The following is a 13,735-nucleotide window of genomic DNA, read 5'->3' as shown; positions in this document are numbered from 1 at the left end:
CACCCCCCCCCCTTCCCCCCCCCCCGCCCCGCGCCCCCCCCCCCCCCCCCCCCCCCCCCCCCCCCCCCCCCCCCGCCCCCCCACCCCCCCCCCCCCCCCCGGTGCCGTTCGAGGGATGCGACCCACAGTTTGACAATGGCACGTCAAAGGGGATACCTGGGCATGGCGCTCCCCCACGAGCGCTCCCCCACCCCCCGGGAGACCCCTTGCCACCCCTCCCCGCCCCCGCGTCCGCGCGCCTGCGCTTCGGCCACCGGCTGCGCCACTGGCGCGAGGCCCGCGGACTCAGCCAGGCCGAACTCGGCCGCCTGCTCGGCTACCACAACTCACTGATCAGCCGAGTGGAGAACGCCCGCCGCTGGCCACCGCCGGGACTCCCCGCCCGGGCCGACGAACTCCTGCTCACCGGAGGCGAGTTGGCCGCCCTCTGGCAACCCGTCCGGCAGGAGCGGGAGCACCTCGGCGAACTCGCCGCCCCCGCCCTGCCACCCCTCGGCGAGAGCGGCACAGGGCCCCCGACGGGCCGACCGGACGCCGCCACCTTCGCCGTGCTCGGCCACCTGCTCGATGTCTACCGCGCGGCCGCCACCCACACCGGCGGCGAACAGCTGGCCACCGTCCTCGAACACCACGCCCGCACCCTGGCCGCCTGGCAGCACGCCGCCCCGCGCGAAACCGCCCCCGCCGTCCGCTCGCTCGCCGCCCGCTACGCCGAACTCGCGGGCTGGGCCCACTTCGAGGGGGACCGCCGCACCCGCGCGCTCGGCTGGTACGCGGCCGGGCTGGAGTGGGCCCGCGCCGCCGACGACCAGCCGACCGCGGCCGCCCTGCTCGCCCGGCAGAGCACCCTGCACTGGTGGAGCGGCGACCCGGCCACCGCCCTCGCCCTGGCCGAGGCCGCCCACGCCACCGCCCGCACCCTGCCCGGCCTTCGCGCCTGGGCCGCCCTCGCCCAGGCGCACGCCCACGCACTGGCCGGCGCGGCGCCCGAGACGTGGCGGGCCCTGGCGGACGCCGAACGGCTGACCGAGGCCGCCCTGCGGGCCGGCGAGCCGGCGCCCGGGGCCGCCCGGGCCGCCCTGGTGCTGGGCGTCGCCCACGGCACCTGCCACCGGGACCTCGCCGTCCGCACCGGCCACACCGCCCACGCGCACGCGGCGGTGGCCCACCTGGGCGCCGCCCTGGGGCGCCTGGACCAGGCCGCCCACCCGCACGACCACGCACTGGTCGCCGGCCGCCTCGCCGGGGCGTACGCCCGGGCCGGGCGCCACGAGGCCGCGGCCGCCGTCCTCTCCCGGCTACCGCCGGACGCCACCGGCCGGATCGCCTACGAGCGGCGCCGGGCCCGGGCCTGGCTGGGCGGCTCGACGGCGCACCGGCCCCCGGCGGACGGCTGACCACGGACCGCTGACGGCGGACGCGCCGGAGCGCCCGGTGGGGATCCCCCGGGCGCTCCGGTTCTCCGGTTCTCCGGCGGTCGGCGGTCGGCGGTCGGCGTCAGAGCCCGGCCGCCGCCGTGGCGATGTCGGCCGCGTAGGTGCTGACCTTGGTGTAGACGCCCGGGTAGCCGGGCCGGGCGCAGCCGCTGCCCCAGCTGACGATGCCGACCTGGACCCAGCGGCCGGCCGCGTCCCGGTGGACCATCGGCCCGCCGGAGTCGCCCTGGCAGGTGTCGACACCTCCCTGGTCGACGTAGCCCGCGCAGAGTGAGGCCGCGCTGTTCAGGCCCGGGTAGGCGTTGGCGCAGGCGGCGTCGTCGACGAACGGCACGGTGGCCTTGAGCAGGTAGCGTTGCTGCGCGCCGCCCTCGGTCGCGGCGCCCCAGCCCATGATGGTGAAGGTGCCGCTGTCGTAGGCGGTGGAGTCGGTGGTCGGCAGCGTGCTCACCTGGCTGCCGCCGACCGGCGAGGCCAGCTTGATCAGCGCCCAGTCGTCGCCGCTCTCCGCCCCGGAGAAGCCGGGCGCCTGGTACACGTACGACGAGCGGACCTTGACCGCGCTACCGCTGCGCAGGTCGACCGCGCCGGCGGTCGCGGTGATGCTGGTGTCGGCGCCGGTGCCGTTGACGCAGTGGGCGGCGGTGAGCACGATCTGCGGGGTGTAGAGCGCGCCGCCGCAGCCCATCGAGAGCCGCACCACGAACGGGAACTCGCCCTGCGCCGCCCGCGTGCCGCCGACCACGCCCGGCGAGGGCGCCGAGGGTGCGGGCGAGGCGGCGGCGGGCAGCACGAGCGCACCGGCGCCGAGCACCAGGGTGGCCAACAGCACGATGAATCTTCCGAATTGACGCTTCATCAGGCTCCTCCATCGACAGGTCGGGGAGCACCGAGGGTGGCCCCGCAGGCGTCACGACAGGAGGGGCCCGGCCCTGCCGGTCGAAACTGGCAGGAACACGGCAATGCAGGGTTCCGGAGGAGGAACCCCTAAGGTGATCGCCCATGCGAGATCTTGTGGCGGGGATGAAGTACCTGGTCGGGGGCCAGAAGTGGGTGGGCCGGCACGGCCGCTGGTGGGGCTTCGGCATGCTGCCCGCGCTGCTCACCCTGGCCGGGTACGCCGTCGCGCTCGTCTTCCTCGGCGGCTGGTCGAAGGACCTCGCCGACTGGGCCACCCCGTTCGCCGACCGCTGGAGCTCGCCCTGGCAGGGCCTGCTGCGCGACGCGCTCGCCGCGATCGCCTTCGGCGGCGGCCTGCTGCTCTCGCTGCTCACCTTCACCGCCGTCACCCTGCTGGTCGGCCAGCCCTTCTACGAGGCGCTGTCCGCGAAGGTCGACGAGACCGAGGGCGGTGCGCCCGCCCCGCCGGAGTCGCCGCTGTGGCGCGAACTGGTGATCGCGGTACGGGACAGCGCCTATGTCCTGGTGCGGGTGGCCGCGTTCGGCGTGGTGCTGTTCGCCTGCGGCTTCATCCCGGTGATCGGGCAGACGGTGGTGCCGGCGCTGGGTTTCCTGGTGTCCGGCTTCTTCCTGACCGTCGAGCTCGCCGCCGTCGCCCTCCAGCGGCGCGGGGTGCCGCAGCGCGAGCGGATCCGGCTGCTGCGCGCCCGGCTCGGGCAGGCGCTGGGCTTCGGCACGCCGCTGATCCTGGCGTTCCTGGTTCCGCTGGTGACGGTGCTCGCCATGCCGGGGGCCGTCGCGGGCGCCACCCTGCTGGCCCGGGACCTGGCCCGCGACCTCGCCCTCGACCCGGTCCACGACGCGGCCCCGGCGGGCGAGCAGGAGCCGGAACCGGCGGCGGAGCCGGCCTCCCGGCCCGCCGCCGGAAGCCCGCACGCGACCTCCTGAGGCGGTGACCGGCCGGTCACCCTGCGCCGATCCCGGCCGTCCGGACATGTGAGGCCGCCCACACGGGGTTCGCCGTCTACGGCCCCCGATAGTGGATGGCTGCGGCCAGGGCGTCGGCCGACCACCCGGCGCGGGCTCCCGTCCCGCGCCGGGCCGCCCGGAACACCTCGAAGAACGCAGGCCACCACACCTCGCACCCGCACATTCCGCCCGCGCCACCAGCCTCCGACCTACAAATACGCAAGTCGGACAAATTCTCCCAAAACCATCACCGCGTCTCGCCACGCCCACCCTGCGGCTACTACCCGCCGTAGTGGCAACTGCCTTTGCCACCCGTCCCCGGCCCTGCCAAGAATGGCCCGTCGCCAGGCAGCGCAGCCGGCCCCGTCCGCCGCGCAGCCGACCCGCCCCGCCACTTCCGCCGGGGCACCACGGCCGTCCCGGACGGCCGCGCGGGCCCCGCTCACCCGGACGCCCGTGCGATGCCCCGCACCCGGTGCCACCGGCACGGCCCCCGACGGAAAAGGATTGTCCGCTTCATGCAGCTCAGCCATGCCCGCCGCAACTCCCTGATCACCGGCATCGCCACCCTCGTCGTCGCGAGCGCCGCCACCGCCGCCCTCGCCCTCCCGCAGACCGGGAGCACCACCGAGGCCGCCGCCCCCGCGGCCGCCGTCACGGTGGACGACAAGGCGGCCGCCGACCAGGCCCAGGCTGACACCGCTGCCGCTGCCGCCGCCGACCAGGCCGCCCAGGAAGCCCAGGCGCAGGCCCAGGCCGAGGCGGAGTCCGCCGCCCAGGCCCAGGCCGAGGCCGACGCGAAGGCCCAGGCGGACGCCAAGGCCAAGGCCGACGCGGACGCCGCCGCCTCCCGCTCCCAGGCGCGCCAGAACCTCACCAGCGCCCCGGCCCTCACCGGCAGCCCGCAGCAGATCGCCGCACAGCTCGTCCCGGCCGGCCAGCTCCAGTGCTTCAGCAACATCGTGTCCCGCGAGAGCAGTTGGAACCACCTCGCCGTCAACGCCTCCTCCGGCGCGTACGGCCTGGTGCAGGCGCTGCCCGGCAGCAAGATGGCCTCGGCCGGCTCCGACTGGCGCACCAACCCGGCCACCCAGATCAAGTGGGGCCTGGACTACATGAACTCCCGCTACGGCAGCCCCTGCGCCGCCTGGTCGTTCTGGCAGAACCACCACTGGTACTAAATCGAGGCTGCCAAGCCTCGACCCCCGGGCCCGCGACGCACCACGCGTCGCGGGCCCCGGCGCGTTCCGGCTGTCGTGGACGCGTCCGGCAGGCCGCGTGAAGATATGGCGTACGGTCGTACGATTTGGCGGGGATTGATCGGTATTACGCACCGTCAGGGCTTTGCCACGGTCAGCGCGTCCTCTTACGCTCCGGCGTCATGCCCTCACCCCTCATCAGCGTCGTGCTCCCCGCCTACGACCAGCACGAACAGCTCGCGGACTGCCTGGACTCGCTGCTCGCGCAGTCCCTCCAGGACGTCGAGGTGATCGTGGTCGCCGACCGCTCCCCCGACGCCGCGGGCGAGCTCGTCGACGCGTACGCGGCCCGGCACCCGCGGCTGTCGGTCCTGCACCTCAACGCGGCGGTCGGGGTCGGGGTGAGCCGGAACGCGGGGGCGGCGCGGGCGGCCGGCGAGTACCTGCTGTTCCTGGACGCCGACCACCAGCTGCCCCAGGACGCGCTGCGGACCCTCGCCGACCGGCTCGGGCAGACCGGCCCGGTGGACCTGCTGCTGTTCGGCCACTCCCGCCGGCACAACGACCGAGACTGGCCGGGCGGGGCGGAGTCGCTGCTCGCCGAAACCGGCCCCGAGGTGTTCGAGCCCTTCGACCAGCCCGCGCTGTTCGGCGCGCCGCCGCTGGTCTGGGACCGGCTGATCCGCCGCGGCCACTGGGAGGAGCTGCGGCTGGCCTTCCCCGACGGCCGGTACGAGGAGATCCCGGTGGTGCACGCGGCGCTGCTCGGCGCCCGCCGCGTCGCCGTGCTGGCGCGCGAGTGCGTGCAGCTGCGCCGCCGGGAGACCGTCCACCCCACCGGCTCCCCGGGCAGCGGCGTGTTCGACCTCTTCGACCAGTACGAGCGCAGCTTCGCGCTGCTGGAGGACCAGCCGCACCTGTACGCGGTGCGGGACGCGCTGTTCGTCCGGATGATCCGGCACTACCTGTTCGTCTTCGACCTGGCCGGGTGCGTCACCCGCGCCGAGCGGCCGCAGTTCTTCCACCGGGCCGCCGAGCACCACCGGCGCTTCCAGCCGCCCGGCCACCGGCGGCCGGGCGGCCGCGAGGGGATCAAGTTCTCGCTGCTGGCCGGCGGCGCCTACCCGGCGTTCGAGATGGCCAAGCTCTCCCACATCGCCCGCGGCACGCTCACCGGGCGGCGGTGACCGGACTCCGGACGTGTGCGGCCCCGCCTCCGCAGGCGGCGGGGCCTAGGCCCTGGCCGGGCGGCCGCCCGCCGACACCCCATCGGCGGTACCCCGGCCGTGGCCGGTACCCCTGCGGGCGCGCGGCTGCCATGATCGGCCGGAGCCGTCGCCGCACCCGCCCGGAGGTCCCTGGTGAGCCGTCCGTCCGCAGCCCCCGGGGCCGAGCTGGCCCGCGAACTGGCCGCCGTGCTGCGCGGGGAGGTCCGCTTCGGCACCGCCGAGCGGACCGTCTACAGCCACGACGCGTCCAACTACCGGCAGCTGCCGCTCGGCGTGGTCAAACCCGCGGACCTCGACGACGTCCGCACCGCCCTCGCGCTCTGCCGCCGGTACGGCGTGCCGGTGGTGCCGCGCGGGGCGGGCACCAGCATCGGCGGGCAGGCGATCGGCCCGGGCGCGGTGGTGCTGGACTTCCGCCGCCACCTCGGCGCCGTCCTGGACGTCGACCCGCAGGCCCGCACCGCCCGGGTCCAGCCGGGCACCGTGCTGGACGACCTCCAGCGCGCCGCCCGGCCGTACGGGCTGCGCTTCGGCCCCGACCCGTCCACGCACAGCCGCTGCACCCTCGGCGGCATGATCGGCAACGACTCCTGCGGCTCGCACTCGCTCGCCTGGGGGCGCACCTCGGACAACGTCGAGCGGCTGGACCTGCTGCTCGCGGACGGCACCGAGCTGACCGTGGGCGGCCGGCTCACCCCGCAGGAGCGCGCCGCGCTCCGCACCCTGCCCGGGCGGCCCGGTGAACTCCACCGGCAGCTCCAGGAGTTCACCGACCGCAACCTCGCCACCATCCGCCAGGGCCTGCCCGCGCTGCCCCGCCGTACCTCCGGCTACCCGCTGGACGCCCTGCTGCCCGAGCACGGCCACGACCTGGCCCGCGCGCTCACCGGCACCGAGGGCACCTGCGCGCTGCTGCTCGGCGCGACCGTCCGGCTGGTCGAGGAGCCGCCCGCGCGCGCCCTGGTGGTGGCCGGCTACCCCGACGAGGGCGCCGCCGCCGACGCCGTCCCCGCGCTGCTGCCGCTCGGGCCGCTCACCGCCGAGGGCATGTCCGCCGACCTGATCGCCGCACTGCTCGCCGCCGGCCCCCGCCCGCCCGCACTGGACCGGCTGCCCGCGGGCGAGTGCTGGCTCTTCCTGGAGACCGGCGGCGCCACCTCGGTCGAGGCCTACCAGGCCGCCCGCCGGCTCGCCGACGCGGTGCGCCGCGAGCGCTCCGCCTCCGTCGCCCTCGTCACCGACCCGGCCGAGCAGCGCCAGCTCTGGGCCGTCCGGGAGGCGGGCGCCGGCATCGTCACCCGGCTGCCCGGCGGCGGCGAGGCCTGGCCCGGCTGGGAGGACTCCGCCGTCCCGCCCGAGCGCCTCGGCGACTACCTGCGGGACCTGCGCGCCCTGCTGCGCCGGCACAGCCTGCGCGGCGTGCCGTACGGGCACTTCGGCGACGGCTGCGTGCACCTGCGGATCGACTTCCCGCTGGACGAGCCCGCCGGGGTACTGGTCTTCCGGGAGTTCCTGGAGCAGGCCGCCGACCTGGTGGTCTCCTACGGCGGTTCGCTCTCCGGCGAGCACGGCGACGGGCAGGCCCGCGGCGAACTGCTGCCCCGGATGTACCCGCCCGACGTGATCGCCCTGTTCGGCGAGTTCAAACGGATCTGGGATCCCGAGCACCTGCTCAACCCGGGGACCATGGTCGACCCGCGCCCGCTCGACGCCGACCTGCGCTTCGTCACCGCCCCGCGCCGCCCGCTGCCGCTCGCCCTCCCGTACGAGCAGGACGGCGGCAGCCTGGCCAAGGCCGTGCACCGCTGCGTCGGCGTCGCCAAGTGCGTGGACCCGAACACCGGGGTGATGTGTCCCAGCTACATGGCCACCGGCGAGGAGCGGCACTCCACCCGGGGCCGGGCCCGGCTGCTGGCCGAGATGCTGCGCGGCATGGCAGCACCTCCCGGCCGCCAGGGCGGCGCGACGATCGCCGACGGCTGGCGCTCGACGGAGGTCCGGGAGGCCCTGGACCTCTGCCTGAGCTGCAAGGGCTGCGCGAGCGACTGCCCGGTCCATGTCGACATGGCGACCTACAAGGCCGAGTTCCTGCACCAGCACTACCGGCACCGCCCGCGCCCGCTCGCCCACTACTCGATGGGCTGGCTGCCGCTCTGGCTGCGGGCCGCCGCCCTCGCCCCCGGCGCCGCCAACACCCTCGCCCGCTCCCCGGCCGCCGGGCTGCTCAAGCGGCTCGGCGGGATCGACCGGCGCCGGGTGCTGCCGGTCCTCCCGCCGGAGACCTTCACCCGCTGGTACCGCCGCCACCGCGCCGCGCACCCGGCCCCGGCGGGGGCACGGCCGGTGCTGCTGTGGCCGGACACCTTCTCCGACCACCTCCAGCCGAACGTGCTGCGCTCCGCCGTCGAGGTGCTGGAGCACCTGGGCTTCGACGTACGGCTGCCCGCCGGCCCGGTCTGCTGCGGCCTGACCTGGTACTCCACCGGCCAACTCGGCACCGCCCGCCGGGTGTTGCGGCGCAGCCTGCGGACGCTGGCCGGCGCCGGGCTGCCCGCCGACACCCCGGTGGTCGGGATGGACCCGAGCTGCACCGCCGCCCTGCGCGAGGACCTGCCCCGGCTGCTCGGCCCGGACGGCCGCCCGCTCGCCGAACGCACCCGCACCTTCGCCGAGTTCCTCGACCAGTACGCCCCCGACACCCCGCTCCCCCAGGTCCCGCTGGACGCCGTCACCCAGACCCACTGCCACCAGCACGCCGTCCTCGGCAGCGCCGCCGACCGCCGGATCGAGGACCGACTCGGCCTGCACAACCGGGTGCTGGACTCCGGCTGCTGCGGCCTGGCCGGCAACTTCGGCTTCGAGCGGGGCCACTTCGAGGTGTCCGAGGCGATCGCCGAGCGCGTCCTGCTCCCCGAGGTCCGGGCCGCCGCCCCCGACACGGTGGTCCTGGCCGACGGCTTCAGCTGCCGCACCCAGATCGCCCAACTCGCCCAGGGCCGCCAGGCCCTGCACCTGGCGGAACTGATCGCCCGGGCGCTTCGGGAGCGCGATTAGGGCGCGGCGTGCTCGCCGAGGAAGGCCCCGGCGCGGGCCGCGGCCTCCTCCTTCGTCGGGTAGCCGCAGTCGGCCGCGCCGCGCACACCGTCGGCGCCGACGCCCACCCAGCGCCAGCCGCCGGATTCCGCATCCTGCTCCAACTCGGCGGTGCCGCCGAACAGTTCGAGTACGCCCTGCGGCGCCGCCGGGCGGGCCTCCGGCCACTTCTTCCGGGCGCCCTGCCGGGTGAGCTGATCCACCGCGTCCTGGCGGAGGCCGAGCGCTCCGGCGCCCTGGCGCCCGGCCTCGACCTCGCCGTCGAGACCCGCCGCCTCTCCGCCCTGCTCGACGGCCTCACCCTCCAGGCCGTCCAGCACCCCGACCTGGTCGGCCCGGGCGAACTGCGCTCCGTGCTGCGCCGCCACCTCGACACGCTGGCCGGACGATGCCCTGACTGATCGCAACGGCCCTGATCCGCCACAGCCCTGATCCACCACGGCCGGTACCGCCCCTCGGCCCGATCCGCCGCCGCCGTCAGACCCCGGCGCCGTCAGGCCCCGGCCTTGGCCGCCTCCTCCGTGGGCGCCTCCTCTGCGCAGACCGCCGACACGAACTCCGCGACCCGGGCCTGCGGCAGCCCGCGCGCGATGTCCGCCTCGCTGATCATCCCGACCAGCTTGTGCTCCGGGTGGTTGATCACCGGCAGCCGGCGCACCCGGTACTGCTCCATCACCCGTAGGACCTGCTCCGCGTCCTCGTCCGCCTCCACCGTCATCGGCCGGCCCAGGGCCAGCTCGCCCGCCGTCACCCCGGCCGGGTCCCGGCCCTCGGCGACACAGCGCAGCACGATGTCGCGGTCGGTCACGATGCCCAGCAGTTTGTCGTCCTCCCCGCAGATGGGCAGCGCGCCGACGTGCCGTTCCCGCATGATCCGGGCGGCGGCGGCGAGCGTCTCGTGCTCGCGGATGCACTCCGCGCCCGGGTGCATGATGTCGCTGGCTCTGGTCATGGTCCCGCCTCCTGGCCTGGCTTCCGCCCCCCTGTCCATCCTGGTCCGGGCCCGCGGAGGCCGCCACCGGGCACCGGTCAGGCCGCCTGGTCCGGCTCCGCGCGCCCGCCCGGCGCGTCCGCGCCCGGAAGCGGCGACTGGTCCAACAGTTCCTCCAGCGGCGGGAGTTCGTGCTGCGACCGGTCCTGCTCGACCTCCGCCTTCGCTGCCTCCTCCCGCTCCACGGCAACCCGTTCGGCGGCCTTCGCCGCTGCCGCCGCGGCATTCACCGCGGCCCGCTGCTGGTTGTCCGTCGCGCTGTCCAGGAAGCGCAGCAGCTCCACCGGGAAGGGCAGCACCAGCGTCGAGTTCTTCTCCGCCGCCACCTCCACCACCGTCTGGAGCAGCCGCAGTTGGAGCGCCGCCGGGGTCGCGCTCATCACCGCCGCCGCCTCCGACAACCGGGCCGAGGCCTGGTACTCACCGTCCGCCGTGATGATCCGCGCCCGCCGCTCCCGCTCGGCCTCCGCCTGCCGCGCGATCGAGCGCTTCATCGACTCCGGCAGCGCGACGTCCTTGATCTCCACCCGGTCGATCTGGATGCCCCAGCCCAGCGCCGGGCTGTCGATCATCAACTCCAGCCCCTGGTTGATCGGTTCGCGGTTGGCCAGCAGGTCGTCCAGCTCGCTCTTGCCGATGATCGAGCGCAGCGAGGTCTGCGCCACCTGGGAGATCGCGAACTGGTAGTCCTGCACGTTGACGGTCGCCCTCACCGGGTCCTCGACCCGGAAGTACACCACCGCGTCCACCCGGACGGTCACGTTGTCCCGGGTGATGCCCTCCTGCGCCGGGATCGGCATCGTCACGATCTGCACGTTCACCTTGCGCAACTTGTCCGCGATCGGCAGCAGCGCCACCAGCCCGGGCTCGCGCACCTCCCTGCGCACCCGGCCGAAGCGGAACACCACTCCCTTCTGGAACTGCTGGACGACCCGGACGCTCAGGCCCGCCCAGATCGCCCCCAGCCCGACCAGCCCCCCGATGGCACCCAGCACCGCATCGACGATCATCGCGGCCTCCTTGCGGCCTCGGCGAGGCCTCCTCGCGCACCAGCCAGCCCCGGCCGTCGCCGACCCGGCCCAGCCGGGGGCCGCCGGAGCAGCTGATTCCACGCTACGCCTGCCCGGGCAGGCCGGCGCAGGGCCGATGCGGGGCCAGAGCCGGACCGTAGGATCGTGGCCATGCCGCAGTCCGCCGCCGACGACCCCGGCCACCCCCGCCACCCCGCCGAGGCCGCCGCCCGCGCCACCTCGCTCACCGCGCTGGACCGCGTCGTCACCGACTGCCGGGCCTGCCCGCGCCTGGTCCAGTGGCGCGAGGAGACCGCCCGCACCAAGCGCCGCGCCTACCTGGACTGGGACTACTGGGCCCGCCCGATCCCCGGCTTCGGCCCGCCCGACGCCCCGCTCGTCCTGGTCGGCCTCGCCCCCGCCGCCCACGGCGCCAACCGCACCGGCCGGATCTTCACCGGCGACCCCTCCGGCGACCTGCTCTACGCGGCGCTCCACGACCTCGGACTCGCCAACCGCCCCGAGTCCGTCCGGTACGGCGACGGCCTGCGCCTGCACGGCGTCCGCATCACCGACCCGGTCCGCTGCGCCCCGCCCGACAACAAGCCCAGCACCGCCGAACGCGACACCTGCCGCCCCTGGATCACCCGCGAACTCCAGTTGCTGCGCCCCACCGTACGAACCGTCGTCGCCCTCGGCGGCTTCGCCTGGCAGGCCCTCCTGCCCGCCCTCGCGCAGGCCGGCTGGCAGGTCCCCCGGCCCCGACCCGCCTTCGGTCACGGCGCCCTGGCCGTCCTTCCCGCCACCGACGGCGGCCCCGCCCTCCAGCTGTACGGCTGCTACCACGTGAGCCCGCGCAACACCAACACCGGCCGCCTCACCACCCCCATGCTCCGCGCCCTGCTCCGCACCGCCGCCCGGTCGGCCGGGCTGGAACCGGCGCCGGAGTAGGCCCGGCGGCACCGACCCCCGTACGGTGCCGCCGGGCCCGCCCCGACCGACCGGGTCTTCCCCGAACCGGCCGGGCCCGCACTCAGTCGAACCGCCGGGTCGCGGTGATCCCGCCGTCCACCGGCAGGGTCACCCCGGCCACGTACGACGCCCGGTCGCTCAGCAGCCAGGCCGCCGCCTCCGCGATCTCGGTGTCCGAGCCCGCCCGGCCCAGCGGGGTCGAGCGGACCACCAGGGCGTCGAACTCCGGGCCGGACGCGAAGAACTGCTCCGTCGAGGGCGTCCGCACCACGCCGGGCGCGACGGCGTTGACCCGGATGCCGTGTCGGGCGTAGTCGGCGGTGGCCGCCTTCACCAGGCCGGTCAGGCCGTGCTTGGCAGCCTGCTGGACGCCGTCCCCGAAGCCGCCGACCAGCGCGCCCACCCCGGAGTTGAGCACCACCGCGCCGCCCCGACCGCCCGCCGCCATCGCCCGCAGCTGGGCCCGCAGGCAGAGCCAGCTGCCGCGCAGGTTGAGCGCGTGGGTGTCGTCCCACTCGGCCTCGGTGCGCTCGGCGAGCGGGGCCGGCGACAAGCCGGAGCCCGCGTTGTCGAAGGCCGCGTCCAGCCGGCCGTACGTCGTGAGCGCCGCCTCGACCGTCCGCTCGGCGCCCTCCGCGGTGGTCAGGTCGGCGACGACGGCCACCGCCCGGGCCCCGCCGGCCCGCAGCTCGGCGGCCAGCGCCTCCACCTCGGCGCCGGAGCGGGCGGCCAGCACCAGCAGCGCGCCCTCCCGGGCGAACAGCCGGGCGGCGGCCGCGCCGATGCCGCGCCCGGCGCCGGTGACGATCGTGACCTTGTCGTCGAGAAGTCCCATGCGGCGAGCCTCCCGGCGCCCCGCCCGGACCACCAGCGGCCAGCCCTTCCCGGGGACGGGCCGACCGGGGACCGGCCGACCAGGGACGGGCCGACCAGGGACGGCCAGGTCCTGGCTAACCCCGCCCGGCTGTGGCAGCGTGACCGCATGCCCGAGACCCCGCTGGGCGCGTTCCTGCGCGCCCGCCGCGCCCGCCTCGCGCCCGCCGAGGCGGGCCTGCCCCCGGCCGGGCGCCGCCGGACGCCCGGGCTGCGCCGCGAGGAGGTGGCGGCCCGTGCGGGCATCTCCGCCGACTACTACGCCCGGCTGGAGCAGGGCCGCCAGCGGGTGCCCACCGGCCCGGTCCTCGACGGCATCGCCGAGGCCCTGCAACTGGCCGGGGCGGAGCGCGCCTACCTGCACCGGCTGGCCGCCCGGCACCGCGCACCGGCCGGGGCACCGCCCGAGCCGCCGGCCGTCTCCGCCACCACCCTGGCGCTGCTGGACACCCTGGACGCCGCGCCCGCCTTCGTCACCGGCCCGACCTTCGAACTCCTCGCCTGGAACCGCCCGGCCGGCCTGCTGATGGCCTGGCCGGAACGGCGCCCGCCCCACGAGCGCAACCTGCTCTGGCAGGTGTTCTGCTGCCCGTACGGGGACCGCTCACAGGGCAACTTCGCGGCCACCGGCTCGATCGGCGCGGACCTCGTCGCCTCGCTGCGCGCCCACCACGCGGACCGCCCGGGGGACCGCGGGCTCACCCGCCTGGTCCGCCGGATGTCCTCGGACAGCCCGGCCTTCGCCGCGCTGTGGGATCGCCACCGGGCCGGCCCGCCCGGCCCCGGCCGGCTCCACATCCGCCACCCGGCACTGGACACCGACGTCCTGGACTACACGGTGCTCGCCCTGCCCGAGGAGGGCCGGTACGTCTTCGTCTGCCTCGCCCCACCCGGCAGCCGCGCCCGCCACGCCTTCGTCGCCGCCCACGACGCGGCCCCGGCCCACGCGGCGCCGACCTAGGTTCGCCCTAGTACTGCAACGGTGATTACCGTGACGGTTGTCGGGTTAGCTCGTTGAGCTGTTCATGCGTGGGGACATATCCGAGATCGATGCTCGTCGCTG

Annotated in this window: 13 protein-coding genes; 8 read left to right on the top strand and 5 right to left on the bottom strand. The window is 76.1% G+C overall.

All coding sequences use genetic code 11. The features are described from left to right. The first annotated feature begins 206 nt into the window (after positions 1-206). On the top strand, positions 207-1,397 hold the full coding sequence (locus AC07AL_RS22775; RefSeq protein WP_363628246.1) for a helix-turn-helix transcriptional regulator: 1,191 nt from the start codon (positions 207-209) through the stop codon (positions 1,395-1,397). Between the two features lie 100 nt (positions 1,398-1,497). Here AC07AL_RS22775 and AC07AL_RS22770 read toward each other — a convergent pair whose 3' ends face one another. Beyond that, positions 1,498-2,295 carry a serine protease gene (locus AC07AL_RS22770; RefSeq protein WP_400803174.1) on the bottom strand — a complete coding sequence of 266 codons (798 nt, stop codon included), beginning with the start codon at positions 2,293-2,295 and terminating at the stop codon, positions 1,498-1,500. A 143-nt stretch (positions 2,296-2,438) separates the two neighbouring features. Between AC07AL_RS22770 and AC07AL_RS22765 the strand changes: the two genes are divergently transcribed. From AC07AL_RS22765 to AC07AL_RS22750, 4 genes are all read left to right on the top strand, one after another. Then, positions 2,439-3,284, top strand: coding sequence for an EI24 domain-containing protein (locus AC07AL_RS22765; RefSeq protein WP_400803177.1), 846 nt, complete (start codon positions 2,439-2,441; stop codon positions 3,282-3,284). A 539-nt stretch (positions 3,285-3,823) separates the two neighbouring features. Then, entirely contained in the window at positions 3,824-4,486 is a 663-nt protein-coding gene (locus AC07AL_RS22760; RefSeq protein WP_363628242.1) for an aggregation-promoting factor C-terminal-like domain-containing protein, read from the top strand. 200 nt (positions 4,487-4,686) lie between these two features. Continuing rightward, positions 4,687-5,691: a glycosyltransferase family 2 protein gene (locus AC07AL_RS22755; RefSeq protein WP_363623655.1), complete on the top strand. Its 1,005-nt coding sequence runs from the start codon at positions 4,687-4,689 to the stop codon at positions 5,689-5,691. 174 nt (positions 5,692-5,865) lie between these two features. Beyond that, on the top strand, positions 5,866-8,787 hold the full coding sequence (locus tag AC07AL_RS22750) for an FAD-binding and (Fe-S)-binding domain-containing protein (RefSeq protein ID WP_363628240.1): 2,922 nt from the start codon (positions 5,866-5,868) through the stop codon (positions 8,785-8,787). Here the strand turns inward: AC07AL_RS22750 and AC07AL_RS22745 are convergent. After that, positions 8,784-9,134, bottom strand: coding sequence for a hypothetical protein (locus tag AC07AL_RS22745; RefSeq protein WP_478318027.1), 351 nt, complete (start codon positions 9,132-9,134; stop codon positions 8,784-8,786). The two genes, AC07AL_RS22750 and AC07AL_RS22745, sit on opposite strands and share 4 nt — an antisense overlap. Here AC07AL_RS22745 and AC07AL_RS22740 point away from each other — a divergent pair. Beyond that, positions 9,063-9,227, top strand: coding sequence for a TetR family transcriptional regulator C-terminal domain-containing protein (locus AC07AL_RS22740; RefSeq protein WP_478318025.1), 165 nt, complete (start codon positions 9,063-9,065; stop codon positions 9,225-9,227). The genes AC07AL_RS22745 and AC07AL_RS22740 overlap by 72 nt on opposite strands. A 92-nt stretch (positions 9,228-9,319) precedes the next feature. Here AC07AL_RS22740 and AC07AL_RS22735 read toward each other — a convergent pair whose 3' ends face one another. Next, positions 9,320-9,778, bottom strand: coding sequence for a CBS domain-containing protein (locus AC07AL_RS22735; RefSeq protein WP_363369659.1), 459 nt, complete (start codon positions 9,776-9,778; stop codon positions 9,320-9,322). A gap of 77 nt (positions 9,779-9,855) precedes the next feature. Next, a complete protein-coding gene (locus AC07AL_RS22730; RefSeq protein ID WP_478317999.1) occupies positions 9,856-10,827 on the bottom strand; it encodes an SPFH domain-containing protein in 972 nt (323 codons plus the stop codon). 171 nt (positions 10,828-10,998) lie between these two features. On the opposite strand from AC07AL_RS22730, the gene AC07AL_RS22725 reads away from it, so the two are divergent. Further along, complete coding sequence (locus AC07AL_RS22725) at positions 10,999-11,778, top strand: uracil-DNA glycosylase (protein ID WP_363581712.1); 780 nt, start codon at positions 10,999-11,001, stop codon at positions 11,776-11,778. An 82-nt stretch (positions 11,779-11,860) separates the two neighbouring features. Here the strand turns inward: AC07AL_RS22725 and AC07AL_RS22720 are convergent, their stop codons facing one another. Next, positions 11,861-12,634: an SDR family NAD(P)-dependent oxidoreductase gene (locus tag AC07AL_RS22720; protein WP_363581710.1), complete on the bottom strand. Its 774-nt coding sequence runs from the start codon at positions 12,632-12,634 to the stop codon at positions 11,861-11,863. 147 nt (positions 12,635-12,781) lie between these two features. Here AC07AL_RS22720 and AC07AL_RS22715 point away from each other — a divergent pair, with 147 nt between their 5' ends. Continuing rightward, complete coding sequence (locus AC07AL_RS22715) at positions 12,782-13,633, top strand: helix-turn-helix transcriptional regulator (RefSeq protein ID WP_363581708.1); 852 nt, start codon at positions 12,782-12,784, stop codon at positions 13,631-13,633. Positions 13,634-13,735: the final 102 nt, after the last annotated feature.

The sequence above is a fragment of the Kitasatospora sp. NPDC043949 genome (genome assembly GCF_056435365.1).
Note: the sequence above shows the minus strand (reverse complement) of the source record. Positions and strands in the feature narration are given on the sequence as shown.